The organism is Micromonospora narathiwatensis (genome assembly GCF_900089605.1).
Lineage (GTDB): Bacteria > Actinomycetota > Actinomycetes > Mycobacteriales > Micromonosporaceae > Micromonospora > Micromonospora narathiwatensis.
On sequence record NZ_LT594324.1, the window covers coordinates 86,460 to 113,139 of the forward strand.

Genomic DNA, 26,680 nt, shown 5'->3' on the forward strand with positions numbered 1-26,680 from the left:
CCCGGCCGCTGCCCGGGCCCGGACTCCCACCACCGTTGATCTTCGGCGAGCACACGGCGGGCGTCCGCGCCGAGAGCGGACCCGGCAGCGGATAGTCTGCGGCGGTGACTGATCAGCCCTGGCCCTGGCCCTCGGGGGCGGCGACCGGCATCGGTTCGCTGCCCGGCACCGACATCGGCGAGGCGCAGCGCATCGTGCTCGGCGAGCTGCCCGCCCTGCCGCACCTGCCGGAGCTGCCTGCCCGGGGCCCCGGCGCGGACCTGATCGGCCGGACCGCCGGCCTCCTCGTCGAGCTGCCGGTCGAGCTGTACGCGGCCCGCTGGCGGATCGCCCCGCGCCCCGGCCGGGACCTGCGCCGCGCCCGCGACCTGTTGGAACGCGATCTCGACCAGCTCGCCGAACAGGCCGAGGAGTACGCCGGCCCCGTCAAGATCCAGGCGGCCGGCGCGTTCACCCTGGGCGCCTCGCTGGAACTGCCGATCGGCGGCCGGCTGGTCCGCGACCCGGGCGCGCTCCGCGACCTCGCCGGCTCGCTCGCCGAGGGGCTGCGCGGGCACGTCGAGGCGGTCGCCCGGCGGCTGCCCCGCGCGTCGGTGCTGCTCCAGCTCGACGAGCCGTCCCTGCCGGCGGTGCTGGCCGGCCGGGTACCCACGGAGAGCGGCTTCGGCACGTACCGGGCGGTGGAGCCGGAGGTCGCCCGGACGCTGCTGCGTCGCGTGATCGAGGCGGCCGGGGTGCCGACCGTGGTGCACTGCTGCGCGCCCGACGTGCCGCTGGAGCTGATCCGGACCGCCGGGGCGGTCGGGGTCGCCCTCGATCTCGGCCTGGTCACCGACCTGGATCCGCTCGGCGAGGCGATCGACGCCGGGCTCGGGCTGCTGGCCGGCGCCGCGCCCGCGCTGCCCCCGTCCGCCGGGCGCGCCCCCAGCTCGGCCCAGGTCGCCGATCGGGTACGACAGCTCTGGGACCGGCTCGGCTTCCCCCGCCGCCGGCTCGCCGAACAGGTGGTGGTCACCCCCGTCTGCGGCCTGGCCGGAGCCACCCCGGCGTACGCCCGGGCGGTCCTCACGGCCTGCCGTGACGCCGGGCGGCGGCTCCACGAGGAGTGAGGTTTCCTGTCGTACCTCGGGGGCAGGATGACCGGCATGGTTGGACGACTGCGTTCCACGGTGATCGACTGCCCCGACCCGCGTGCCCTGGCCGGCTTCTACGCCGAGCTGCTCGGCCTGCCGCTGATCGAGGACAACTCCGACGGTGACGAGTGGGTGGTGCTCGGCGGCCCGCCGGGACACCAGCCCCGGATCGCCTTCCAGCAGGCGCCCGGCCTGCGTGCGCCGCAGTGGCCCGACCCGGATCGGCCGCAGCAGTTCCACCTCGACGTGACGGTGGACGACATCGAGGCGGCGGAGAAGGCGGCACTGGCCCTGGGCGCGCGCCGGCTGCCCGGCGAGGGCGAGGGCTTCCGGGTCTACGCCGACCCGGCCGGGCACCCGTTCTGCCTCTGCTGGGACTGACCACGGCGGCTGCGGCTTGCGCCCGGGCGGCATGATCGCCATCGTGATCGACTCCGCTCCGCGCCGTGCCTCCGGTTCGTTCTTCGGCCTTGCCTACGGTGACGCTCTGGGGCGCCCCACCGAGTTCCTCACCGTCGCCGAGATCGTCCGCCGGTACGGCCCGGCCGGCCCCCGGGAGCTGGCCGGCGACCCGGCCCTGGTCACCGACGACACCCAGATGGCGCTCGCGGTGGCCTGGGCGCTGCACGACGCACCCGCGTACGCGCCGGAGGTGGTGGAGCCGCTGCTGCGGCGGCGGTTCCTCGATTGGGCGGTCAGCCCGGACAACAACCGCGCGCCGGGGATGACCTGCCTGCGGGCCTGCGCCGAGCTGGACCGGGGCATCCGCTGGCAGGAGGCGACCGTGGCCGGATCGAAGGGGTGCGGGGCGAACATGCGGGTCACCCCGGTCGGGCTGCTCGACGTCGACCTCGACACGCTCGCCGGGCTGGCCCAGCTCCAGGCCGGGCTGACCCACGGCCACCCGACCGGCCTGGCGGCCAGCGAGCTGACCGCGTACGCGGTCCGGCTGCTGCGCGACGGTGCCGCGCTCGCCGAACTGCCCGGACTGCTCGCCGCGCGGGCCCGGGAGCAGCGGACGGTCTACCGGGCCGACTGGCTCGGCGACCTGTGGCGGCGTTCCGGCGAGACGACACCGGCGGCGTTCATCGCCCGGGGCTGGGACGACTGCCTGCGCGTGCTCGGCCTGCTCGACGCGGCGCTGGCCCACCCGGACGACGGCGACGACCCGTGCCGGCTCACCGGGGAGGGCTGGATCGCCGAGGAGGCCCTGGCGACCGCGCTGCTCTGCGCGCTGCGGCACGCCGACGACCCGGTCGGCGCGCTGGCCCGGGGCGCCACCACGGCCGGCGACTCGGACTCGATCGCCGCTCTCGCCGGCGCGTTCGTCGGCGCGGCCCACGGCATGTCCGCCTGGCCCGCCGAGTGGTCCGCCCGCATCGAGTACGCCGGCCAGCTCACCGCCCTCGCCGCACCGCACGACTGACCGCTGACTTCGGGGCCGGAAGGGTCAGGGGGTGAGGTGGGGCAGCCGGCGGAGCTGACGCCAGAGCGCGGGGTCGCAGGTGCCGGCCCGATCCGCGAAGGCGGTGGCGGGGACCGGGATGGGCTCGCTGATGTCGAGGAAGCTGTCGTGGTCGGCGTCCGGGTCCCAGCTCCGGGTCGGAATGGGGACGTGATCGTCCCGGTCCGACTTGTCCTGGCTGGTGATCTTCAGCACCTCGCCGCCCAGGCCGTCGACCCGCAGCACCAGGCAGGGGCGCACCTTCGAGCCGGTCCCGTCGGCGTACGGCACGTCGGCCCACCAGATCTCGCCGGGGCGCGGCGCCTCCGCTCCCCGGTCGGCGTCCCGTGGCCGGGGTGCCGCGCCGGTCCGCCCCCGCGCCGGCCTGCCGGGGCGACCGCCGGCCGCCCCCGTCCGGCTCGGCCGGGCGCCGCCACGCCCCGGCCGGGCCGCGCGGCGAGCGCGCCACTCGCTCCACAGCCAGCCGGCCGCCACGGCGGCCACGATCAGCGCCGCCCAGAGCACCCAGTCGGGCATTCCTACCCCTGCCTCTCGTCCCGTGCGGTCCACCGCCGTCCGGCGATCGTCGCACGGCCCCGGCCGCCGCGCCGGACGGCGCGTCGGTAGGCCGCCGACGCCGGGCCGGCGGGTGCCGGTGCCCAGGTCAGGGCGGGTGGCGGGACGATTGTCAGCCCCGCCCGCTACCGTGCGGGAGTAACGCGATCACGGGAGGTCGACAGCGGTGTCCGAAGGCGGCAGGGTGTCCGAGGAAGCGGTTCCCCAGGCGGTCACCGCCGCGCAGGAGGCGGCGGCGGGCGCCGAGCCGACCCCGGCGGCGCGGGAGCGGCACGCCACGCTGAGCCAGGAGCTCACCGAGCACCAGTACCGCTACTACGTGCTGGACGCGCCGACCATCTCCGACGCCGAGTTCGACAAGCAGCTGCGCGAGCTGGAGGCGCTGGAGGCGGAATACCCGGCGCTGCGCACCCCCGACTCGCCGACCCAGCGGGTCGGCGGCACCTTCTCCACCGAGTTCACTCCGGTCACCCACGCCGAGCGGATGCTCTCGCTCGACAACGCCTTCGCCGACGAGGAGCTGGCAGCCTGGGCCGAGCGGGTCGAGCGGGACGCCGGCGGCCCGGTGCCCTACCTCTGTGAGCTGAAGGTCGACGGCCTGGCCATCAACCTGACCTACGAGAAGGGCCGGCTGGTCCGGGCCGCCACGCGGGGTGACGGGCGTACCGGCGAGGACGTCACCGCCAACGTGCGCAGCATCCGGGACGTGCCGGCCCGCCTGACCCCCGCCGACGACTTCCCGGACGTGCCGGAGTTCCTGGAGGTACGCGGCGAGATCTACTTCCCGGTCGCCGCCTTCGCCGATCTGAACGCCGGCCTGGTCGAGCAGGGCAAGGCCCCGTTCGCCAACCCGCGCAACGCCGCCGCCGGCAGCCTGCGCCAGAAGGACCCGAGGATCACCGCGTCCCGGCCGTTGCGCCTGGTGGTGCACGGCATCGGCGCCCGCCGGGGCTTCCAGCCGACGGCGCAGTCCGAGTCGTACGCGGCGCTGAAGGCGTGGGGGCTGCCGACCAGCGACCGCTGGCGGGTGGTGCCCGACCTGGCCGGGGTCGCCGACTTCATCGCCTACTACGGCAAGCACCGGCACGACGTCGAGCACGAGATCGACGGAGTGGTGGTCAAGATCGACCCGGTCTCCATCCAGGGCCGGCTCGGCTCGACCAGCCGCGCGCCGCGCTGGGCGATCGCCTTCAAGTACCCGCCCGAGGAGGTGACCACCAAGCTGATCGACATCGACGTCAACGTGGGCCGCACCGGCCGGGTCACCCCGTTCGCCGTCCTCGAACCGGTCCGGGTGGCCGGCTCCACGGTCGCCCTGGCCACCCTGCACAACGCCCAGGAGGTCGAGCGCAAGGGCGTGCTGATCGGCGACACGGTGGTGCTGCGCAAGGCTGGCGACGTCATTCCCGAGGTGCTCGGCCCGGTGGTCGACCTGCGCCCCGCCGACGCCCGTCCGTTCGTCATGCCGACCACCTGCCCGGCCTGCGGCACCCCACTGGCACCCGCCAAAGAGGCCGACGTCGACATCCGCTGCCCCAACGCGCGTACCTGCCCGGGCCAGATCCGCGAACGGGTCTCCTACCTGGCCGATCGCAAGGTGCTCGACATCGAGGCGCTCGGCGAGAAGAGCGCCGCCGCGTTGCTGGACGACCAGATCATCACCAACGAGGGCGACCTGTTCCAGCTCGACGCCGAGCAGCTCGCCCGCTCCCCGTTCTTCGTCAACAAGGACGGCACCCTGGGCGGCAACGCCACCAAGCTGCTGGACAACCTGGCCGTGGCCAAGGAGCGCGACCTGTGGCGGGTGCTCGTCGCGCTCTCCATCCGGCACGTCGGCCCGACCGCGGCGCAGGCCCTGGCCCGGCACTTCCGCTCGATCGACGCGATCGAGGCGGCCAGCGAGGAGGAGCTGTTCTCGGTGGACGGCGTCGGCCCGACCATCGCCGCGAGCATCAAGGAGTGGTTCGCCGTCGACTGGCACCGCGAGGTGGTGCGCAGGTGGGCCGACGCCGGCGTACGGATGGCGGAGGAGGCCGGCGAGGAGGGGCCGCGCCCGCTCGAAGGGTTGACCGTCGTGGTGACCGGCACCCTGACCGGGTTCAGCCGCGACCAGGCGTCCGAGGCGATCCAGAGCCGGGGCGGCAAGGTCACCGGCTCGGTCTCCAAGAAGACCAGCTTCGTCGTGGTGGGCGACAACCCCGGCTCCAAGGCCGACAAGGCGGCCAGCCTCAAGCTGCCCGTCCTCGACGAGGAGGGCTTCCGGGTGCTGCTGGAGTCCGGCCCGGAGGCGGCCCGGGAGGTGGCCCGCGTCGAGTCCTGAAGCGGGCACAAAGTGAATCTTGGCCGGGCCGCGCCGCGTATACCAACTTAATTACGACTACGACCGATTCGTGACTGTCGTGTCGGGGAATCCGGCACCGAGGGCGTTTCATTGGCGTACGGCGTGCGGTGGGCGCACGCCAGGGCCGTGCCCGGGAGGTGCGATGGAGACCGGCGACCCGCGAAACTCCGTTCCGCCCGGGCGGGGTGCGCCGTTCTTCGCTTTCGTCGTGGCGGTCGGTGTCCTGGCCGTACTCGTCTCGGCCGGCCCGCTGGGCCAGCTGCCCGCCCGGCTGTCCGGCATGCCGGCCGCGTTCTGGACCATGGCCGCGCTCGCCGTCGCCTGTGACGCCCGACCGTTCGTGCCACCCGGGCGCCGCACCTCGGCGGTCTTCCCGTCGACCTGCTTCACCTTCGCCATCCTGCTCGGCTGGGGGCTCGGCCCGGCGGTCGCCGTGCAGGCCGTGGCGGTGGCCGTCGCCGGCTGGCGGTTGGGACACGCCCCGTGGCGGACCGCCTTCAACGCCGCCCAGTACGCCTGTGCGCTCGCCGCCGCGTACGCGGTCACCCGGCTCGGCCCCGGCGAGCTGTTCGACGACGGGCGGCTGCACTGGACGGACGTGGCGGCGGTGGGCGGCGCCACGGCCGCCTGGTTCGTGGTCAACTACGGCCTGGTCAGCTCCGCGATCCGGCTGCGCTTCGGTGACCGCTGGTGGCCCAGTGTCCGGCTCGGCCTGGGGTACGAGCTGCTCTCCACCGGCTCGCTGCTGCTGCTCGCCCCGGTGCTGGTCGCCGCCGCTCGGGCCAGCGCCGCGCTGATCCCGCTGGTGCTGGTGCCGCTGTTCGCCGTCTACCGGATGGCCCGGCTCTCCACCGAGCGCGAGCAGTTGGCCGCCCTCGACCCGCTCACCGGGCTGCCCAACCGCAAGGCGCTGCTGGCCGAGGTGGCCGAGCAGGTGCACCTGCACGCCGAGCGGGCCGCCCGGGGCGAGCCGGACGCCCACCTGGCCCTGCTGCTGCTCGACCTGGACCGGTTCAAGCACGTCAACGACGCCCTCGGGCACGCGGTGGGGGACCGGCTGCTGGTCGAGGTGGGCGCCCGGCTGACCGGCGTGGTGCGCGAGGGCGACCTGGTGGCCCGCCTCGGCGGTGACGAGTTCGCCATCGTCGTACCCCGACTCACCGGCACCGACCAGGCCCGCGAGCTGGCCGACCGGGTGGTCGCCGCGCTGGCCGAGCCGGTCCCGCTGGACGGGCTGCCGCTGGACGTGGGCGGCTCGATCGGCATCGCGATCTTCCCCGAGCACGGCGAGGACTTCGCCACCCTGATGCGCCACGCCGACGTGGCCATGTACGACGCCAAGCAGCGCAACGACACCGTCGCCGTGTACGCGGCCGAGTCCGATCACAACTCGGCGGAACGGCTCAGCCTCCTCGCCGACCTGCGTCGGGTCCTGGAGACCACGCCCGCCGTCGGTGCCGAGGAGCCGCCCGGCGTACGCGGGGGCGACGGCGCCACCCTCGCTCCCGCACCCGGCCTGACCGGCCCGGACCGCGCCGGCCGGGGCGACGGCGTACCCCGCAACGGTGGCCGGGCCGGCGGCGCCGGACGGCCGGGGGACGGACCGGGGCGGTGGCGGCTGCGGCGGCGCGAACGGGCCGAGGTGCGGCCCGACGACGAGCTGATCAACCGGATCGTCACCAACGCCGATCCGATCCGTCGCCGGGCGGTCCGGACGGTCACGGCCGACGGGCCGGCGGGTGCCGGCCACGGGGGCCGGCTGCCGGCGACGTTCGGCGGCCGACCGGAGGCGGCGTCCGGCGGCGCCGGGATCCGGGCGACCGGCGGTGCGGACGACCCGGCCGCGGATCCGGGCGAGATCACCATGTACTACCAACCGCAGATCGAGATCGCCACCGGTGAGGTGGTCGGGGTCGAGGCGCTGCTGCGCTGGCGGCACCCGCGTCGGGGCATGGTCGACCCGGGGGAGCTGATCCAGGTCGCCGAGCAGAGCGCGGTGATGCGGCTGCTCACCCGGCGGGTGGTGGACGACGTGGTGGAGCAGCTCGCGAAGTGGTCGGCGGCCGGCATCACGCTGCGCGCCGCGCTCAACGTCAGCGTCCGGGACCTGCACACCGGCGAGATCGCCGACCAGATCGCCGACCGGCTCGCCGGCTACGGCGTACGCCCGGACCGGCTCCAGGTGGAGATCACCGAGGGCGCCCTGATGGCCGACCCCCGTCGGGTGCTGGCCAGCATCTCCCAGCTGCACCGGATCGGCGTCGGCATCGCGCTGGACGACTTCGGCACCGGGTACTCGTCGTTGCAGCACCTGCGCCGGCTGCCGCTGTCCGAGGTGAAGGTGGACCGGTCTTTCGTCCTCGGCATGGTCGACGACCCGGACGACGCGGCGATCGTCCGGTCGATGATCGAGCTGGCCGGGGCGCTCGGGCTGCGGGTGGTGGCCGAGGGGGTGGAGGACGAGCGCACCTGGCGGCTGCTGCACGCCGCCGGCTGCGACGTGGCCCAGGGCTGGTTCCACGCCCGGCCGATGCCGGCCGGGGAGCTGGCCGCCTGGCTGGCCCGGTACCGCCCGGTCCGCCCGGTGGTGACCGCGGACACCGACGGGCCGCACCGCCGTCCGGGAGCGCGCGGCGACGACGACCACGGATAGCGTGCGGGTGCGGGCAAGGTTCCGCGCCGGGCGCGGCGCGGCTGCCGGGTGGTGGGCGGCCGGGGAGCCGGAGGGACCGTCGGACGCCCCGACACATAGACTCGGCACGGTCACCACCTGCGCGGCACGCGGGCAGGTCGGCACGCAGCACACAGCCAGGAAGGGGTCGTCATGGCCGCCATCTCCCGCGAGGAGGTCGCGCACCTGGCGCGACTGTCGCGGCTCGCCGTCACCGAGGAGGAGCTGGACACCTTCGCCGGCCAGCTCGACGTGATCCTCCAGTCGGTCGCCCAGGTCGGCGAGGTCGCCGCGGCGGACATCCCGCCGACCTCCCACTCGGTGCCGCTGACCAACGTCCTGCGCGAGGACGTGGTGGTGCCCGGGCTGACCCCGCAGGAGGCGCTGTCGGGTGCGCCCGACGCCGAGGAGCAGCGGTTCCGCGTCCCGCGGATCCTGGACGAGGATGTGGCTTCATGACCGACCGTGACTTGACCAGACTCACCGCCAGCGAGATCGCGGGGCTGGTGGCCAGCGGGGAGACCTCCGCGGTCGAGGTGACCCAGGCCCACCTGGACCGGATCGCCGCCGTCGACGATCGCGTGCACGCCTTCCTGCACGTCGACACCGAGGGCGCGCTGGCCGCCGCCCGTACGGTGGACGAGCGCCGGGCCGCCGGCGCGGAACTGGGCCCCCTGGCCGGCGTGCCGGTGGCCGTGAAGGACGTGCTCACCACCAAGGGCGTGCCGACCACGGTCGGCTCGAAGATCCTGGAGGGCTGGCGCCCGCCGTACGACGCGACGATCGTGCAGCGGCTGCGTGACGCGGGCACGGTGATGCTCGGCAAGACCAACATGGACGAGTTCGCCATGGGCTCCTCCACGGAATACTCCGCGTACGGCCCGACGCGTAACCCGTGGGACCTCGACCGCATCCCGGGCGGCTCCGGTGGCGGCAGCGCCGCGGCCCTGGCCGCGTACGAGGCGCCGCTGTCGATCGGCTCGGACACCGGCGGCTCGATCCGCCAGCCGGGCGCGGTCACCGGCACGGTCGGCGCGAAGCCCACCTACGGCGGCACCTCCCGGTACGGCCTGGTCGCGTTCTCGTCGTCGCTGGACACTCCCGGCCCGTGCGCCCGTACGGTGCTGGACGCCGCGCTGCTGCACCAGGTGATCGGCGGCCACGACCCGCGCGACTCGACCTCGATCCCGGCCGCGGTGCCGGACGTGGTCGGCGCGGCGAGGCTCGGCGCGACCGGCGACCTGACCGGCGTGAAGCTCGGCGTGGTGACCGAGTTCACCGGCGAGGGCGCCGAGCCGGGCGTGATGGCCGCGTTCCGCGAGTCGGTCGAGCGGCTGGCCAAGCTGGGCGCCGAGATCGTCGAGGTCTCCTGCCCGCACTTCAAGTACGCGCTGCCGGCCTACTACCTGATCGCGCCGAGCGAGTGCTCCTCCAACCTGGCCCGGTTCGACGGCGTCCGGTTCGGCCTGCGGGTCGGCGACGACGGCAACCGGTCGCTGGAGGAGGTCATGTCGCTGACCCGCGAGGCCGGCTTCGGCCCCGAGGTCAAGCGGCGCATCATGGTCGGCACGTACGCGCTCTCCTCGGGCTACTACGACGCCTACTACGGGCAGGCGCAGAAGGTGCGGACCCTGATCACCCGGGACTTCACCGCCGCGTTCGAGCGGGTGGACGCGCTGATCTCGCCGACCACCCCGTTCGTGGCGTTCCCGATCGGGGCGCGCACCTCCGACCCGTACCAGATGTACCTGGCCGACCTGTTCACCATTCCGACCAACCTGTACGGCGGGCCGGCCATCTCCGTCCCGTGCGGCGTCTCCGACGGGCTCCCGGTCGGTTTCCAGATCATGGCTCCGACCATGGCCGACGACCGGATGTACCGGGTCGCCGCCGCCCTGGAGTCCGCGGTCGGCACCCTCACCCCGCCGGCACTGTGACCCTTCGCGGGGCGGCCGACCGGCCGCCCCGCGAATCGGCGACACGTGCACACCGTTCGGTCCATTACGCGTTGCCAGCGCTCCTGATTGGATAAAGTCTCTTTCCACTGGCGAACGCGAATGGCTTGCCTCGATAAATTCCTGGACGGGCGATGAAGACGCTACGGCCGATCATGATTCTGTCGGCGCTCATGGTGCTCATTTTCGGCACGGCGCAGCCGGCGGCCGCCGCGACGATCACCATCACCTCGGGTGATCCCACCTCCCCGGTGACCGCGTACGAGCCGTATCCGACGCACACGTTCACGGCGTCGGGTGGCACGGAGCCGTACACCGCCTCGCTGCGGTCGGGCTCGTTGCCGGTGGGCATGGCGCTGTCGTCGATCTCGCGCAACCTCTCGGGTACGCCGACCACTCCGGGCACCTACACCTTCGGCGTGCGGATCACCGACAAGGACGGGTCCTACGCCGACCAGGACGTGACCGTCGAGGTGGTCGCGCCGACGATCACCATCACCTCGGGTGATCCCACCTCCCCGGTGACCGCGTACGAGCCGTATCCGACGCACACGTTCACGGCGTCGGGTGGCACGGAGCCGTACACCGCCTCGCTGCGGTCGGGCTCGTTGCCGGTGGGCATGGCGCTGTCGTCGCTCTCGCGCAACCTCTCGGGTACGCCGACCACTCCGGGCACCTACACCTTCGGCGTGCGGATCACCGACGCGAACGGCTTCTACGCCGAGCAGGAGGTGACCGTCGAGGTGGTGGCACCCACGATCACCATCACCTCGGGCGCCCCCACCTCGCCCTGGTTCACCGGGCAGCCGTACCCGACGCACACGTTCACGGCCTCCGGTGGCACCGGGCCGCACACGCTGTCGCTGCGGTCGGGTTCGTTGCCGGTGGGGATGGCGTTGTCGTCGATCTCGGGGAAGCTCTCGGGTACGCCGACCAGCACGGGCACCTACACCTTCGGCATCCGGATGACCGACGCGAACGGCTTCTACGCCGAGCAGAACGTCACGGTCGTCATCGCCGACCCGGCCACCACCATCACGTCGGGCGACCCGCCGCTGGGCACGGTCGGCGAGGCGTACTCGTTCCGGTTCACCGCCGCCGGTGACTCCGACATCAGGTTCAGCCTGGCCGCCGGTGACCTGCCCGACGGGCTCACCCTCGCCCCCGACGGCGTGCTCGGCGGCACTCCCGAGGCCGTTGGCAGCTTCCGCTTCACGGTCAAGGCGACCGGCACGGCGACGAGTGACACGGCCGAGGTGACCGTCACCATCGCCGCGGCGCCCTCGCCGACGCCGTCGCCGACCTCGACGCCGACCTCGCCGGCGCCGGGCACGCCGGATCCGGCCTCGCCGACGACCACACCCGGCAGCGGCCTTCCGGTCACCGGATCGAGCACGGCCACCATGCTGCTGCTGGGCGTCGCGGCGATCGCCGTCGGTGGGATGATCCTCGTTGTGCTCCGCGTCCGCCGCCAGCGCTTCACGGCGGGTGGGTGACGCCCGACCGAGGCGGGACAGGCCGAGCGGTTAGGCTTGCGTCTGTTGTTTCCGGATGCCGCCGTGCGCCGGCTGCCGCCCGAAAGCTGGAGTTCTCATGACCACGACGCTGCCCGCGTACGACGAGGTCGTCGCGCGGTACGAACCGGTGATCGGCCTGGAGACCCACGTCGAGCTGGGCACGAACACCAAGATGTTCTGCGGCTGCCCGACGGATTTCGGCGGCGAGCCGAACACCCGGGTCTGCCCGGTCTGCCTGGGCCTGCCCGGCTCGCTGCCGGTGGCCAACAAGGCCGCGATCGAGGCGACGATCCGGATCGGCCTGGCGCTGCACTGCTCCATCGCCGAGTGGTGCCGGTTCGCCCGGAAGAACTACTTCTACCCGGACATGCCGAAGAACTTCCAGATCAGCCAGTACGACGAGCCGCTCTGCGTCGACGGCTACCTGGACGTCGAGGTCAACGGCGAGACGGTGCGGATCGGCATCGAGCGGGTGCACCTGGAGGAGGACACCGGTAAGACGCTGCACGTCGGCGGCGCCACCGGCCGGATCCACGGCGCGACCGAGTCGCTGGTCGACTACAACCGTGCCGGCATTCCCCTCGTCGAGATCGTCACCAAGCCGATCCCCGGCACCGGCGCGCTCGCGCCGGAGGTGGCCCGGGCGTACGTCACTGAGCTGCGCGACGTGCTCCGCTCGCTGGGCGTCTCCGACGTCCGGATGGAGGAGGGCTCGCTGCGCTGCGACGTCAACACGTCGCTGAACCGGCCGGGCGACGAGTGGGGCACCCGTACCGAGACCAAGAACGTCAACTCGCTCCGCTCGGTCGAGCGGGCGGTCCGGTCGGAGATGCTGCGCCAGGCGTCCGTGCTCGACGCCGGCGGGAAGATCACCCAGGAGACCCGGCACTTCCACGAGGACACCGGGGACACCACGCCCGGCCGGTCCAAGGAGACCGCCACCGACTACCGGTACTTCCCGGAGCCGGATCTGGTTCCGCTCGCGCCGGACCCGGCCTGGGTGGTCGAGCTGAAGGCCGCCCTGCCGGAGCTGCCGCGCCTGCGCCGCAAGCGGATCCAGCAGGATTGGGGCCTGTCCGACCTGGACATGCAGTCGGTGGTCAACGCCGGCGCGGTCGAGCTGATCGAGGCCACCGTGGCCGCCGGGGCCACCCCGGCCGCCGCCCGTAAGTGGTGGCTGGGCGAGCTGTCCCGGCGGGCCAACGAGGCCGGCGTGGAGCTGGCCGACGTCGGGGCCACCCCGGGGCAGGTCGCCGAGCTGCAAGGCCTGGTCGACGCGGGCAAGCTCAACGACAAGCTGGCCCGTACCGTCCTGGAGGGCGTGGTGGCCGGCGAGGGCTCGCCGACCGAGATCATGACCAACCGCAATCTGGAGGTCGTTTCCGACACCGGCGCGCTCACCGCCGCCGTGGACGAGGCGATCGCCGCCAACCCGGCCGTCGCCGACAAGATCCGTAGCGGCAAGGTCGCCGCGGCCGGCGCGCTGGTCGGCGCGGTCATGAAGACCACCCGCGGCCAGGCGGACGCCAAGACCGTCCGCGAGCTGATCCTGGAGCGCCTCGGCGTCCAGGCGTAGAGAAGGCCCCTGTTGACGCCTGGCGTGTGACAGGGGCCCTCCTGACAGCATCCGCGAAGGCCGCCGCCGTGATCCGGCCGGCGGCCTTCGGAGCCTTACGAGTGCGCGCGTGATCCGCGCCACCCCTCGCGAGGGCGTCAACGGCGACGCCCGGATGGAGCCACCGTGAACCAGCACGACCTCGACGTTCTCGACGACATCCAGCGGCGGGTGCTCTGGCTGGCCACCCGCATCGTGGACGCGGCCAACCACGACCGGAACACCGGCGACGGGGTGAAGGTCGGCGGCCACCAGGCGTCCAGTGCCTCCCTGGTCACCGCGATGACCGCGCTCTGGTTCGCCCACCTGGACGCCGAGGACCGGGTCGCGGTCAAGCCGCACGCCTCGCCGGTCTTCCACGCCATCCAGTACCTGCTCGGCAACCTGGACCGGTCGTACCTGCCGAGGCTGCGGGCCCGGGGCGGGTTGCAGTCGTACCCGTCGCGGACCAAGGACCCGGACGGGGTGGACTTCTCCACCGGCTCGGTCGGCCTCGGCGCCGCCGCGCCGCTCTTCGCCGCGGTCACCCGCCGCTACGTCGACGCGCACTTCGGCCAGCGCCCGCACTCCCGGTTCATCGCGCTGATCGGCGACGCCGAGCTGGACGAGGGCAACATCTGGGAGGCCGTCGCCGACCCGGCCACCACCGGGCTGGGCAACGTGATGTGGCTGGTCGACTTCAACCGTCAGTCGCTGGACCGGGTCGTCCCGGGCATCCGGATCAACCAGTGGCGCGGCCAGTTCGAGGCCGCCGGCTGGCACGTCGTCGAGGTCAAGTACGGCCGCCGGCTCGCCGAGGCGTACGCCCGGCCGGGCGGCGCGGCGCTGCGGGACTGGATCGACCTGATGCCGAACGAGCAGTACCAGTCGCTGTTCGGGCTGACCGGGCCGGCCCTGCGCAAGCAGTTCCTCGACGGTGCGCCGGCCGAGGTGTCCGCCTTCGTCGCCGACATCCCCGACGCCGAGCTGGGCCCGCTCGTCACCGACCTCGGCGGGCACGACCTGGAGGCCATGCTCGACGCGTACGCCCAGTGCGACGGGGTCACCGACCGGCCCAGCGTGGTCTTCGCCTACACGGTCAAGGGGTGGGGCCTGCCGATCGCCGGCAACCCGCGCAACCACTCGGCGCTGCTCACCACCGAGCAGGTCGACGCGCTGCGCGAGGCCCACGGCCTGACCGTCGACACCGAGTGGGACCGCCTCGACCCGGCGTCCCGGGCCGGCATCCGGGCCGGCGAGCGCCGGGAGGCGCTGTCCCGCGCGCCCCGCGAGCGGGCGCTGGGCGTCACCGTCCCGGAGACCACCAAGGTACGCGCGAACAAGCCCGTCTCGACCCAGGAGGTCTTCGGCCGGGTGCTGGTCGACCTGGCCCGGGACGAGAACGTCGCCCCCTACCTGGTCACCACCGCGCCGGACGTGGCCACCTCCACCAACCTGGCCGGGTTCATCAACAAGACCGGCGTGTTCGCCCCCACCGCGCAGCGTTCCTGGTCCGAGGACCGGATGCTGCGCTGGACGGAGAGCCCGGCGGGCCAGCACATCGAGCTGGGCATCTCCGAGATGAACCTGTTCCTGCTGCTCGGCCAGCTCGGCCTGTCCTGGGACCTGTCCGGCCAGCCGCTGCTGCCGGTCGGCACGGTCTACGACCCGTTCGTGCTGCGCGGCCTCGACGCCTTCCTCTACGGCACCTACTCCGGCTCCCGGTTCGTGGTCGCCGGGACCCCGTCCGGCATCACCCTCGCGCCGGAGGGCGGCGCCCACCAGTCCACCATCACCGCCTCCGTCGGCCTGGAACTGCCCGGCGTCACCTTCATCGAGCCCGCGTACGCCGGCAGCCTCGACTGGCTGCTCTGCGACGCGCTCGGCCAGATCGCGCAGGGAGCGACGCCGACCGCCACCGCCGCGCCGAGCGAGGACGGGGCGTACTACTTCCGGCTCAGCACCCGCCCGATCGACCAGGCGCCGTTCGAGGCGGCTCGGGCCCGGATCGGGGACGCGGTGCTGCGCCGGCAGGTGGTCGCCGGGGCGTACCGGCTGGTGGACGCGCACGAGGCGTACCCGCACCTGGCGGACGCCCCGGTCGTGCAGCTCGCCGCCTCCGGCGCGGTGCTGCCCGAGGTCCTCGCCGCCGCCGCGGAGCTGGCCGAGGAGGGCGTCGCCGCGCACGTGGTCGACGTGACGAGCCTGGACCGGCTCTACCGCGCCTGGCAGCGGACCCTGCGCCAGGGCGTACGCACGGCGACCGTGCCGAGCGTGCCCGGCGCGCTGCGGTCGGCGTTCGCCGACCGGGTGCCGGTGGTGACCGTGCACGACGCCGCCTCGCACGCGATGGCCTGGCTCGGCTCGGCCCTCGGCGCCCCGGCGGTGCCGCTCGGGGTGGACGAGTTCGGCCAGTCCGGCAGCGTCCAGGAGCTGTACGAGCTGCACGACCTGCTGCCCGGCAGCATCGTCAACGCCGCCCTGGCCGCGCTCTCGCTGCGCTGACCCGGCCACCGGCCGCCGGGCGGCCCCGCGCGGTGGCGGGGCGCCCGGGGCCGGTCAGCGGGTGGGGGTCACGGCCGGGGTCGGGGTCGACGACTCCAGTCCACCCCGGGTGGGCGTCGGGGTGACCGGCACCTGGGCGCCCTTCTCCGGCTCCCGGATCACGTGCCGTTCCAGGTTGACCTGCGACTGCCCGGTGCCGCCCACGGTGATCTCGTCGTACGCCTGGAGCATCTTCTGCTGGTCGAAGTAGAGGACGGTCATCGTCAGCGGGGTCGGCTTCTCGCCCTCCAGGCCGCGCAGCCCGGCGCCGCCGGTGGAGCCCTCCACCATCAGCGTGGTCGGGTCCGCGCCCGGCGGCTGCGGCAGCTTCGCCACCTGCCGTTCGTGCAGGTGCCCGGCCAGCACCAGCGGGGTGATGCCGGAGAGCGGCCCGGCCGAGGCCGGGTCGTGCACCAGCGCGATGTCCACCTTGGTCGGCGAGTTCTTCACCGTGGTGCCGAGCTGCTCACCGGCCCCGATCACCTGGTCGGCGACCTGCGGGGTGAGCCCGCTGCCGGCCGGCGAGGTCTCCTTGTCGGGGGTGAACCGGGGGTCGCCGATGCCGGCGATGGTCAGCCCGGAGACGGTGGTGGTCGAGTTGTCCAGCACGATCGCGTTCGGCTGCTGGGCCACCGCCGCGGCGGTCCGCGCCGAGTCGTGGTTGCCGCGGATATAGACGTACGGCTTCTTGAGCAGGCCGATCGAGCCGACGTAGGACGCCTCCGGCTCGCTGCCCCAGTCGGTGATGTCCCCGGTGTCGATCACCACGTCGATGCCGAACTGCTCGACCACGGTCCGGATCAGCGACCAGCCGGTCGGGTTCAGGTGCATGTCGGAGACGTGCAGCACCCGGGTGGAACCGGGCGCCGGCTCGTACAGCGGCAGCGCGGAAACCGTGGTGTAGAGCTGGCTGACGTTGCCGACCATTCGCTGGAGCTGCTCGGCGTACTTGGTGTAGTCGTTGGCGATCCGCCGCGCGTCGCCGACTATCGCCGGCGCGTTGACCAGCAGCCCCTCGTAGCGGGGCTCCTCGATCGACTGCGGGCGGACGGTTGCGGCGGCCAGGCCGAGGCTGCCCCCGGTGATCACCAGCGCCAGGCCGCCGGCCCAGGCCGTCCGGCGTACGTTCCGGAAGACCAGTCCGGCCAGCAGCAGGGTGGCCAGCACCGCCCAGGCGAGCGTCTTGAGCCCGAGACGCATCACGCCGATGCGGACGTCCTCGACGGCGGACTGGCTGGCCCGGCTGATGCTCGCCGGGTCGTCGAGCAACGCCTCGGTACGCCGCTGGTCCAGCGAGCCCAGCTTCACGGTCAGGTAGGCCGGCCCGTTGTGGCTGTCCAGCAGCAGCGCGCCCAGCGGCGACACGTCGATGGTGGTGCCCCCGCTCAGTGACGGGCTCAGGCTGAGTTCCGCGCGGAACGGGCCGATGTCGGTGCCCTGGTGCCCGCCGGCGTACGTGCCGGCGACGGTCCCGGCCAGGGTGACCACGAGCACAGCCAGCGCCAGGCCGAGCCGGCGCAGCCCGGCGACCCACCACCGGGCACCCGGCCAACGGAACGCCCGGCGGCGGGCACGCCCGGCCTCCGGGGCCGCCTCGTCCCCGGTGCCGCGTTCCTCGTTCTCCTGGCCGTCCATGTTCAAATCCTGACCTGCCCAATGAGGGATCGTGGAAAACCCGGGGCTTCCCGGGCCTGCTCAACCGCCCGGCCGTACGGCCGGCCTCAGCTGCGTCCGGCCCCGCCGTCGGCGAAGACCAGCCGCAGTATTCGGTCGTCCTCCGCGGCCGGCTTGCCCCGCCCGTCCCGGTTGGACGTGCTCACCCAGACCGAGCCGTCCGGGGCGACCGCGACGGCCCGGAGCCGGCCGTACTTGCCGGTCAGCAGCTCGTGCGGCTGGCCGAGAACGCTGCCGTTCGCGGCCAGCTCGACCAGCCAGAGCCGCTGCCCGCGCAGGCAGGCGGTGACCAGCAGTCGCTCCGCCGCGGCCAACCCGGAGCAGGAGGCGTCGGCGGTGCGCCACTGCACGATGGGGTCGACGTAGCGCTGGTCGTCGACACGCCCCTCGGCCTGCGGCCAGCCGTAGTTGCCGCCCTTGTTGATCTGGTTGATCTCGTCCCAGGTGTTCTGGCCGAACTCCACCGCGTACATCCGTTTGTCCGGCGTCCAGGCGAAGCCCTGGACGTTGCGGTGCCCCAGCGACCAGACCGGGGAGCCGGGGGTGGGGTTGCCCGGCGCGGGCTTGCCGTCCGTGGTGATCCGCAGGATCTTGCCGCCGAGGCTCTTCGGGTCCTGCGCGTTGGCCGTCTTCCCGGCGTCGCCCGTGCTGGCGTAGAGGTAGCCGTCCGGGCCGAAGCCCAGCCCGCCGCCGTCGTGGTTCCCGGCCTTCGGGATGCCGGTGAGGATCGGGGTGGGTGCCCCGCCCAGTTGCAGCTTCGCGATCCGGTTGTCCTGCTCGGCCGTGTAGTAGACGAAGACGGTGCGGTCCTTGGCGTACGACGGGGAGACGGCGATGCCGAGCAGCCCGCCCTCGCCGCCGGCCGCCACGCCCGGCACGGTCTGCACCACGCCGACCTTCAGGCCCTCCGGCCCGGACTCGGGGCCGACCTGGAGGATCCGGCCGTTGTCCCGCTCCGTCACCAGCGCGCCACCGTCGGGCAGGAAGGCGATCGCCCAGGGCACCGCCAACCCCTTGGCCAGCACGGTGGCGACCACCTGCTGCCCGGCGCCGCCGGCGCCGGCCGTCGCCGAGGGCGTCGGCAGGTTCGGCGGCTCGCCGGCCGGGTCGGGGTCCGGCTCGCCGAACGCGCAGCCGGCGGTGCCCAGCAGCAGCGCCGCGCAGGGCGCCGCCAGCGCCGTCCGGAGGCGGCCGATGCGGGGGTACGGGGGACGGGCGTTCACCCGCCCCAGGGTAGCCGGGCTGCGGCCGACCGGCTGGCTCGGCGGGCGCGACGGCTATCGTCGGCGGTCGTGAAGGTATGGATTCCGCACTCGGCCGGCCGTGCTCTCCTCGGCGAGCTGCCCCCGGGCGTCACCGTGGAACTGCTGGAGAACCCGACCCGACCGCCGTCGTCGCCGGCCGGCGTGCGCTTCTGGGTGCCGCCGTTCCTGTCCGGCGGGGATGCCGGCGCGCTGCTGGCCGAGCTGCCCGACCTGGCGGTGGTGCAGCTGCTGTCCGCCGGCGCGGACGCCTGGGTGGGCCGGATTCCCGACGGGGTGACGCTCTGCGACGCCCGGGGCGTGCACGACTCGGCCACCGCCGAGTGGGTGGTCGCCGCGATCCTGTCCGCGCTGCGCGGCTTCGGCCCGCTGGCCCGGGCCCAGGGCCGCCGCGAGTGGGCGTACGACGAGGTGGCCCCGACCGACGAGCTGGCCGGCAAGCGGGTGCTGATCGTCGGGGCGGGCTCGATCGGCGCGGCGGTCCAGGCCCGGCTGGCCCCGTTCGAGGTGACCTTCACCCTGGTCGCCCGCACCCCGCGTCCCGCCGAGGGGGTGTACGGGGTGGACGAACTACCCGCCCTGCTGCCCGAGGCGGACGTGGTGGTGCTGCTGGTGCCGTTGACCGAGCGGACCCGGGGGCTGGTCGACGAGAAGTTCCTCGCCGCGATGCCGGACGGCGCGTTGTTGGTCAACGCCGCCCGCGGCCCGGTGGCCCGAACCTCGGCGCTGGTGGCCGAGTTGGCCTCCGGCCGGCTGCGGGCCGCCCTGGACGTCACCGATCCCGAGCCGCTGCCCGCCGACCACCCGCTGTGGGAGCTGCCGAACGTGCTGCTCACCCCGCACGTCGCCGGCTCGGTACGCGGCCTGCTGCCGCGGGCGTACCGGCTGGTGGGGGAGCAGCTACGCCGGTTCGTGGCCGGAGCGCCGCTGGCGAACCGGGTGGTGGACGGCTACTGACCGGGCCCGCCCGGCCGGGGTCCTCGGGCGCCGGCCGGGCGGCTCAGCCGGCGCCGCCGGGCAGGTCCTGCCCGGTGGCGGAGACCAGCCGGGGCAGGTCGGCGGCGCGTACCGCGGGGAGGACGAGCAGTTCCCCGTCGTCGAGCCGGACGACCCCCCGGCCGCGGGCGTCGCCGGCCAGTTCGGCGACCCGGTCCCAGGGGATCCGTCGCTGCCCGGCGAGGGCCCGCAGGCGCAGCTCGCGCGAGTCGGCGTCGGTGCCGGCCCGCCACGCCCAGACGAGGACCGCGAGCGGGATCAGCAGCACCCAGAGCAACCACAGGCTCGCGGTGGCCAGCGGCAGCGCGCCGACGAACGCGACGATCGCGGCGACCAGGATGGCCTGGTTGTGGCGGAAACGGATGGTGTCGGGGCGGGTCACCTCCCGATGATCGCACCCCGGGGGCGTACCGGTCCCGGCGGGCGCGACGGCGGCGATCGGCGGCACACCTGTGACTGGCATCACGCGCGGTGTCCCGTCACCGGCCGCGTCCGGGATCGTTCATAGGCATGGCCGCGCCGGTCCCCGCCCGGACGGCCGAGCGCCATTCTCCGCCCACCGCTGAACCCGCACGCCGCTCCGCAACAGCACCGCCCCGTGCCCCCTCACGAAGGCGATCGCCGTGCCCGTCACCCGCCCCGTCGCCGGTCGGCGCCACCGACCCCCGCGGTCCGATCTCGTCCCCTCGCTGCCCGACCTGGTCGTGCCGCTCGCCGGCGGGCTGCTCGTCCTGGCCGGGGCCGCCGGCCTCGTCCCACCCCTCGCCGCGGTGGCGCTCGCCGTCGCCGCGGGCTGCACCGTGGCCTGCGTCCGGCTCGCCTGGCTGGCCGGTGCCCCGCCCGCCGCCACCGAGCCGGACCGACCCCCGCCCGCCGCCACCGACCGACCCCCGCCCACCGGCACCGAGCCGGACCGGCCCCCGGCCGCCGAGCCGGCTCGCACCACCGTCGGGTCATCGGTGACCGGTCGGCGGGCCCGGCGGCGGGCGCTGTCCCGCCGGTGCGCCGCGATCCTCGACGGGGCCGTGCTGGCCGCCGGGCTCACCGTCGCCGTACTGCCGCTGGCCGATCCGTCGCGCCGGCCGCCGGTCGCGCTGACCGGCCTCGCCGTCACCGCCGCGCTGTACGCCGTGGCGCTGCGCAAGCTTCCCGGCCGTTCGCGGCTCGCCGCCGCCGAGCGCCTCCGCCGGACGGTGGACGTCCTCAGCCTCGGCGTCAGCCTGGTCTTCACGGCCTGGATGCTGTTGCCGCCCGGCCCGGTGCCACCGGCGGCGGCCACCACGACCGTCGGCGGCGCGACCGGAGCGGCGGTGCTGCTGGTGACCGCGCGGGCGGACCGACGACGCCGGCCGGGGCCGGCGCGCTGTTTCGCCGGAGCGGCAGCCTCCCTCGCCGGGCTGGCCCTGCTCGTGGTGCTGTTCGCCTACGGCGCCCCGGACCGGGCCGCCCTGGCCGCCGCGCCCCCGTTGCTGGCCGGTGCGCTGCTCACCGCCGACGGCGCCCGGCGCACGGCCGCCGGGGAACGGCCCCGGCCCAGCGGCTTCCCGGCGGTCTGGCCCGCGCTGACCGCGCCGGCCGGCATCGCCGCGCTCGCCGCCGGACACCACCTGTGGACGGTGGGGGAGATCGCCGCCCCGGCGATCGCCCTGGGACTGGCGGTCATCCCGCCGATGGTGCTGCGCGAGCTGCTCGCCGTCGCCGACCAGCGTCGCCACGCCGACCGGCTGGCCCGGGACGCCGGCATGCCCGCCCGGGCCGACGTCCGGCCGGCCACCGACCCGCTCGCCGCGCTGGCGGACCCGAGCGACCTGCTACGCGGGCTCGTCGGGCGGGCGGGCGGCGCGCTGCTCGTCGTCGACCTGGTCGGTGCCGACGACGGCACGGTCGTGAACCGGCCCGTGCTGGTCGAGGTCGCCCGGCGGCTCCGGGCCGGTTGCGGCCCCGGCGATCTGGTGGCCCGTCTCGCCGAGGCCGAGTTCGCCGTGCTCACCGACGTCGGGCCGGTTGTCGCGTACGCGCTGGGCAGCCGGTTGCTGGCCGCGCTGACCGAGCCGTACCCGAGGGAGGGCGGGGTGACCCGGCTCCGGGTCGGCATCGGGCTGGCCGAGACGACCGGCGGTGAGCCGGCGGACGTGCTGCGCGCGGCCGAACTGGCCCGGCGGCGCGCGGTGCAACTCGGCCGGGACCGGGTCGAGTGGTACGACGCGTACCTGGAGGAGCAACTCGTCCGGCGGCTGGACCTGGAAAGGGAGCTGCCGGGCGCGATCGCCCGGGGCGAGCTGGACCTGGTCTACCAGCCGGTGCTGACCCTCGCCGATCGGCAGCCGGTCGGCACCGAGGCGCTGCTGCGCTGGCGTAGCCCGGCGCTGGGCACCGTGCTGCCGGACGAACTGCTGCCGGTCGCGGCCGACCTGGACCTGCTCGGCGAGGTGGGGCGGTGGGTGCTGGACCGGGCCTGCCGGCAGCTAGCCGACTGGTCGTACGGGGGGCGGGAACTGTGGATGGCGGTGAACGTCACGCCCCGCGAGCTGGCGGCGCCGGACTTCGTGGCCCGGACGGCGACCGCCCTGGCCGCGTACGACGTGTCACCGGAGCGCCTCGTGGTGGAGGTCGCCGAGCCGGCCGTCGCCGCGGAGCTGCCCACGGTGGTGGCCCGGCTCGCCGGTCTGCGTTCCCTCGGGGTACGGACGGCGTTGGACGACTTCCGCGCCGAGCACGCCTCGCTGGCCCAGCTCCGCCGGCTGCCCATCGACCTGCTCAAGGTCGGCCCGCACCTGGTCGGGCCGGCCCCGGACGGGAACCGCCCGCTGATCGACGTGGTGGCCAACCTGGGCGACCGGCTCGGCCTGGAGGTGGTGGTCGAGGGGCTGGAGTCCGACGTCCAGGTCACCGGGGCGCGGCGGGCCGGCTGCCGCTACGGCCAGGGCTTCGCCCTCGCTCGTCCGGCCACCGCCGAGCGGGTCGAGGCGTGGTTCGAGGAGTTCGGCTCCGCGCCCCGCTGAACTGGGCGCTCAGTTGGATTCCCTGAACCGGTTCACCGGATTCGCGGCGGTGCCGTGCTGCCGCGCGGCGTGAGGTGGGCGGTCTCGTCCTGGAGGCCGGTGACCGGTTCGCCCGCGATCACGGCGAGGAGTTGCCGGGCGGCGTGTGCCCCGTACGCGGGGATGTCCCGGCCGAGGGCGGTCAGCGGCGGGTGCACCAGCTGGCAGAGCGGTGAGTCGTCCCAGGCCACGATGGACAGGTCGCCGGGGACGGCGAGCCCCATCTCCTGGGCGACCGACAGCCCGGCGATCGCCATCACGTCGTTGTCGTAGATCACTGCGGTGGGCCGGTTGGCGGAGCTGAGCAGCCGGCGGGTGGCCCGGGCGCCCTCCTCCCCGGTGTAGTCCGACCAGACGGTGCTGGCGTCGGCCAGCCCCAGCCGTCGGCACACCGCGTCGAACGCGTCGTCGCGGATCTCGGTGTGCAGCAGTGCGGGCAGTCCGCCGACCCGGGCGATCCGCCGGTGCCCGAGCGCGACCAGGTATTCCACGGTTTCCGCCAGGGCCGCCGCGTCGTCGGACCAGACGTTGGTCAGGCGGCCGGTGTGACCGGGCCCGCCGATCACCACGGCCGGTAGTTGCAGCTCCTCCAGCGCCGGCACCCGCCGGTCGTCGGTCCGCAGATCGCACACGAGGACGCCGTCCACCCGCCGCTCGGCCCACCACCGGCGGTAGACCGCGACCTCCGCCTCCTGGTCGGCCACCACCTGGAGGGTCAGCGCGTACGAGCGGGCCGACAGTTCGGCCTCGACGCCACTGATCAGCTCCATGAAGAACGGCTCGATGCCCAGCGTCCGCGCCGGCCGGCACAGGGCCAGGCCGACCGCGTTGGCGGTGGCGCCGGAGAGCGCCCGCGCGGCGCTGCTCGGGCTGAACCCGATCTCGGCGGCGATCGCCAGGATGCGTCGGCGGGTCGCCTCGGACACGCCGGGTTGTCCGTTGAGCGCGTACGACACCGCGCCCTTGGAGACCCCGGCCCGCCGGGCGACGTCGGCGATGGTCGGCCGCTTCACCGGCGCGCTCCTCCAGTTGTCCGGCCCCGCGGGGCACTTTTCAGCCGCCGGGGGACCGGCGGCTGCCACGCTACTGCAACGGGCCTCGCCCGCGCCTCGGCGCGGCGGCGTGGCCCGGGGACTCCGCACTTGCGCGGTTAAGCGTACGACCACACCCGGCGTCGTCCGCCAGGACCCAGCTCACGATTTTGCTCTGGAGAGCGCTTCACCACGCATGATCGCGCTCCCACGACGGCCGTGAGGTTACCGTTCGGCCTCGCTGTTAACCGGCCGTTGACAGTCCAGATGGTCCCCCGTACGGTGTGCTCACTTATCCGGTTCAGTCAACGTTTCTCGATCTTGGGAGCGTTCCCAGTTTGGTGCGGAGGATGACATGAAACGGTCCTGGACGCACTGGGCCCGGGCGGTCACCGTGGGTGCCGTCAGCCTGGTCATGGTCGCGGCATGCAGCGGCAAGAGCACCACCGGCGGCTCGGATTCGGCCGACGGGCAGATCACTCTGAAGATCAACTTCTGGGGCGACTTCGGCCTCCAGGACCTCAAGGCCAAGTACGAGGCCGAGCACAAGAACGTCAAGATCCAACTGAACTCGGGCGAGTACAACGCCCAGCACGAGGACCTGCAGAAGAAGCTGGTCGCCGGCTCCGGTGCCGCGGACATCGCCGCGATCGACGAGGGCTTCATGGTCCAGTTCCGCAGCCAGTCCGACAAGTTCGTCAACCTGCTGGACAAGGGCGCCGGCTCGTACGAGAGCAAGTACCTGCCCTGGAAGTGGAAGCAGTCGCTGTCGGCCGACGGCAAGACCCAGATCGGTCTCGGCACCGACGTCGGCGGCCTGGCCATGTGCTACCGGACCGACCTGTTCCAGGCCGCCGGCCTGCCCACCGACCGGGACCAGGTCTCCGCCCTCTGGCCCACCTGGGACAAGTTCATCGAGGTCGGTCAGCAGTACACCGCCAAGACCAAGAAGAAGTTCGTCGACTCGGCCACCAACATGTTCAACCCGATCCTCGGCCAGCAGCCGGTCGGCTTCTACAACGAGCAGGACCAGCTCCAGATGGACGGCGGCCCGAAGGTCGCCTTCGACTACACCGTCAAGGGGATCGAGGCCGGCCTGTCGGCCAATCTCGCCAGCTTCCAGGCCGACTGGGACAAGGGCTTCACCAGTGGCTCCTTCGCCGTGCTCGCCTGTCCGGCGTGGATGCTCGGTCACATCAAGGACACCGCGCCCGGCACGCAGGGCAAGTGGGACATCGCCGCGGTGCCCGGCGGCGGCGGCAACTGGGGTGGCTCCTTCCTGACCATCCCCAAGCAGGGCAAGCACGTCGACGAGGCGTACAAGCTGCTGGAGTGGCTGGTCGCGCCCGAGCAGCAGATCGAGATCTTCAAGAAGGTCGGCAACCTGCCCTCGCAGCCGGCGCTCTACACCGACCCGGCGATCGCCGACTTCAAGAACCCGTTCTTCAACAACGCGCCGGTCGGGCAGATCTTCCCGAAGATGGCCCAGGGCCTGACCCCGCAGTACCTCGGCAAGAAGAACGGCCCGACCCGGGTCGCGGTCGAGAACGTCATCAACCGGGTGCAGAACAAGAGCCTGAAGCCGGACGCCGCCTGGGGCGAGGCGGTGAAGGAGGCCGAGAAGGCCGCCAACTCCTGACGCAGCACCGGTGCCGGAGCGGGTCCGTCCGCTCCGGCACCGCCCGTCCCGTCACCACCTCGGCCCTGGAGTGACCCGATGTCCACCACCCGTGCCGCGCCGTCGAGCCGGCGACCCGCGCCGGAGCGCGGCCGCCCCGGGGCCGACGACCGGCGGATGACCTGGCGCGACCGGCTGTACCGCTTCGACATGCGTTACATGCCGTACCTGATGATCGCGCCGTTCTTCCTGCTCTTCATCGTCTTCGGGCTTTTCCCGCTGGTCTTCAACGGCGTGGTCGCGCTGCGCAACTACCGGCTCGACGACCCGACCCTGCCGTACTGGGCCGGCGGCGACAACTTCAGCAGACTCGTCGGCGACGAGGACTTCTGGAACGCCCTCTACAACACCTTCGGCATCTTCCTGCTCTCCTCCGTGCCGCAGCTGCTGCTCGCGCTGGTGGTCGCCGCGCTGCTCAACCGCAAGCTGCGGGCGCAGACCTGGTGGCGGGTCGGCGTGCTGCTCCCGTACGTCACCCCGATCGTCGCCTCGACCATGGTGTTCAGCGTCTTCTTCTCCCGCGACTTCGGCATGGCCAACTGGGTGCTCGGCCTGTTCGGCCTCGGTGGCCCGGACGACCCGATCGACTGGCGGGCCGACAAGCTGCACGCCTGGATCGCCGTCGCCACGATGGTCAACTGGAAGTGGATCGGCTACAACGCCCTGCTCTACCTGGCCGCGATGCAGTCCATCCCGCGTGACGTCTACGAGGCGGCCGCGATCGACGGCGCCGGCCCGTGGAAGCAGCTATGGCGGATCACGGTGCCGATGATCCAGCCGGTCGTGCTGTTCACGGTCATCCTCTCCACCATCGGCGGCCTCCAGCTCTTCACCGAGCCGATGCTGTTCGACCTGAACGCGCAGGCCGCGACCGGCGGGCCGAACGGCGAGTGGCAGACCATCGCCCAGCTCGTCTACAAGGTCGGCTGGAAGGACCTCAACCTCGGCTACGCCGCGGCGATGTCCTGGGCCCTCTTCCTGATCATCCTGATCGTCGCCGGCATCAACTACCTGGTGACGAACCGACTCTCCGGAGGCCGCCGGTGAGCGCGAGGAACGCAGCGGAGCGGAGTCCCGCAGTCGCGAGCGAAAGAAGGTACCGGTGAGCGCGAGGAACGCAGCGGAGCGGAGTCCCGCAGTCGCGAGCGAAAGAAGGTACCGGTGAGCGCGAGGAACGCAGCGGAGCGGAGTCCCGCAGTCGCGAGCGAAAGAAGGTACCGGTG

Annotated in this window: 19 protein-coding genes; 14 read left to right on the top strand and 5 right to left on the bottom strand. The window is 73.7% G+C overall.

The window, feature by feature from the left end; translation table 11 throughout:
• Positions 1–104 precede the first annotated feature (104 nt).
• The 3 genes from GA0070621_RS00365 to GA0070621_RS00375 are packed head-to-tail and all read left to right on the top strand — an operon-like array spanning position 105 to position 2,559.
• On the top strand, positions 105–1,109 hold the full coding sequence (locus tag GA0070621_RS00365; RefSeq protein WP_091190232.1) for a uroporphyrinogen decarboxylase/cobalamine-independent methonine synthase family protein: 1,005 nt from the start codon (positions 105–107) through the stop codon (positions 1,107–1,109).
• Between the two features lie 36 nt (positions 1,110–1,145).
• Positions 1,146–1,514 carry a VOC family protein gene (locus tag GA0070621_RS00370; RefSeq protein WP_167666457.1) on the top strand — a complete coding sequence of 123 codons (369 nt, stop codon included), beginning with the start codon at positions 1,146–1,148 and terminating at the stop codon, positions 1,512–1,514.
• A gap of 31 nt (positions 1,515–1,545) precedes the next feature.
• Positions 1,546–2,559 (top strand): ADP-ribosylglycohydrolase family protein, encoded by a 1,014-nt coding sequence (locus GA0070621_RS00375; RefSeq protein ID WP_091190240.1) that lies wholly within the window; start codon positions 1,546–1,548, stop codon positions 2,557–2,559.
• Positions 2,560–2,583: 24 nt separating this feature from the next.
• On the opposite strand, the gene GA0070621_RS00380 is transcribed toward GA0070621_RS00375, so the two are convergent.
• On the bottom strand, positions 2,584–3,114 hold the full coding sequence (locus GA0070621_RS00380) for a type II toxin-antitoxin system PemK/MazF family toxin (protein WP_091190244.1): 531 nt from the start codon (positions 3,112–3,114) through the stop codon (positions 2,584–2,586).
• 223 nt (positions 3,115–3,337) lie between these two features.
• Here GA0070621_RS00380 and ligA point away from each other — a divergent pair, with 223 nt between their 5' ends.
• From ligA to GA0070621_RS00415, 7 genes are all read left to right on the top strand, one after another.
• Positions 3,338–5,473: an NAD-dependent DNA ligase LigA gene (ligA, locus tag GA0070621_RS00385; RefSeq protein WP_167666459.1), complete on the top strand. Its 2,136-nt coding sequence runs from the start codon at positions 3,338–3,340 to the stop codon at positions 5,471–5,473.
• Between the two features lie 163 nt (positions 5,474–5,636).
• On the top strand, positions 5,637–8,147 hold the full coding sequence (locus GA0070621_RS00390) for a putative bifunctional diguanylate cyclase/phosphodiesterase (protein WP_091190250.1): 2,511 nt from the start codon (positions 5,637–5,639) through the stop codon (positions 8,145–8,147).
• Positions 8,148–8,318: 171 nt separating this feature from the next.
• Positions 8,319–8,624 (top strand): Asp-tRNA(Asn)/Glu-tRNA(Gln) amidotransferase subunit GatC, encoded by a 306-nt coding sequence (gatC, locus tag GA0070621_RS00395; RefSeq protein ID WP_091190253.1) that lies wholly within the window; start codon positions 8,319–8,321, stop codon positions 8,622–8,624.
• On the top strand, positions 8,621–10,102 hold the full coding sequence (gatA, locus tag GA0070621_RS00400; protein ID WP_091190258.1) for an Asp-tRNA(Asn)/Glu-tRNA(Gln) amidotransferase subunit GatA: 1,482 nt from the start codon (positions 8,621–8,623) through the stop codon (positions 10,100–10,102). The genes gatC and gatA overlap by 4 nt, the downstream gene beginning before the upstream one ends.
• Positions 10,103–10,254: 152 nt before the next feature.
• Complete coding sequence (locus tag GA0070621_RS00405; RefSeq protein ID WP_091190260.1) at positions 10,255–11,616, top strand: putative Ig domain-containing protein; 1,362 nt, start codon at positions 10,255–10,257, stop codon at positions 11,614–11,616.
• Between the two features lie 97 nt (positions 11,617–11,713).
• Positions 11,714–13,213 (top strand): Asp-tRNA(Asn)/Glu-tRNA(Gln) amidotransferase subunit GatB, encoded by a 1,500-nt coding sequence (gatB, locus tag GA0070621_RS00410; RefSeq protein WP_091190264.1) that lies wholly within the window; start codon positions 11,714–11,716, stop codon positions 13,211–13,213.
• 165 nt (positions 13,214–13,378) lie between these two features.
• Positions 13,379–15,736, top strand: coding sequence for a transketolase-like TK C-terminal-containing protein (locus GA0070621_RS00415; RefSeq protein ID WP_091190267.1), 2,358 nt, complete (start codon positions 13,379–13,381; stop codon positions 15,734–15,736).
• Between the two features lie 54 nt (positions 15,737–15,790).
• Here the strand turns inward: GA0070621_RS00415 and GA0070621_RS00420 are convergent, their stop codons facing one another.
• A complete protein-coding gene (locus GA0070621_RS00420) occupies positions 15,791–17,410 on the bottom strand; it encodes a metallophosphoesterase family protein (RefSeq protein ID WP_091190271.1) in 1,620 nt (539 codons plus the stop codon).
• 86 nt (positions 17,411–17,496) lie between these two features.
• The gene (locus GA0070621_RS00425) at positions 17,497–18,672 is read right to left on the bottom strand and encodes a PQQ-dependent sugar dehydrogenase (protein WP_091190273.1); all 1,176 of its coding nucleotides are present in this window, start codon (positions 18,670–18,672) and stop codon (positions 17,497–17,499) included.
• Between the two features lie 69 nt (positions 18,673–18,741).
• Here GA0070621_RS00425 and GA0070621_RS00430 point away from each other — a divergent pair, with 69 nt between their 5' ends.
• The gene (locus GA0070621_RS00430) at positions 18,742–19,668 is read left to right on the top strand and encodes a 2-hydroxyacid dehydrogenase (protein ID WP_091190276.1); all 927 of its coding nucleotides are present in this window, start codon (positions 18,742–18,744) and stop codon (positions 19,666–19,668) included.
• A 43-nt stretch (positions 19,669–19,711) separates the two neighbouring features.
• Here GA0070621_RS00430 and GA0070621_RS00435 read toward each other — a convergent pair whose 3' ends face one another.
• On the bottom strand, positions 19,712–20,089 hold the full coding sequence (locus tag GA0070621_RS00435) for a PH domain-containing protein (protein ID WP_167666461.1): 378 nt from the start codon (positions 20,087–20,089) through the stop codon (positions 19,712–19,714).
• Between the two features lie 241 nt (positions 20,090–20,330).
• Here GA0070621_RS00435 and GA0070621_RS00440 point away from each other — a divergent pair, with 241 nt between their 5' ends.
• Complete coding sequence (locus tag GA0070621_RS00440; RefSeq protein WP_167666462.1) at positions 20,331–22,709, top strand: EAL domain-containing protein; 2,379 nt, start codon at positions 20,331–20,333, stop codon at positions 22,707–22,709.
• 32 nt (positions 22,710–22,741) lie between these two features.
• Here GA0070621_RS00440 and GA0070621_RS00445 read toward each other — a convergent pair whose 3' ends face one another.
• Entirely contained in the window at positions 22,742–23,761 is a 1,020-nt protein-coding gene (locus GA0070621_RS00445) for a LacI family DNA-binding transcriptional regulator (protein WP_091190281.1), read from the bottom strand.
• A 373-nt stretch (positions 23,762–24,134) separates the two neighbouring features.
• Between GA0070621_RS00445 and GA0070621_RS00450 the strand changes: the two genes are divergently transcribed.
• Together GA0070621_RS00450 and GA0070621_RS00455 are read left to right on the top strand one after the other, a co-directional pair.
• Entirely contained in the window at positions 24,135–25,418 is a 1,284-nt protein-coding gene (locus GA0070621_RS00450) for an ABC transporter substrate-binding protein (RefSeq protein ID WP_091190285.1), read from the top strand.
• Between the two features lie 78 nt (positions 25,419–25,496).
• The gene (locus GA0070621_RS00455) at positions 25,497–26,504 is read left to right on the top strand and encodes a carbohydrate ABC transporter permease (protein ID WP_091190289.1); all 1,008 of its coding nucleotides are present in this window, start codon (positions 25,497–25,499) and stop codon (positions 26,502–26,504) included.
• The last annotated feature ends 176 nt before the right edge of the window (positions 26,505–26,680 follow it).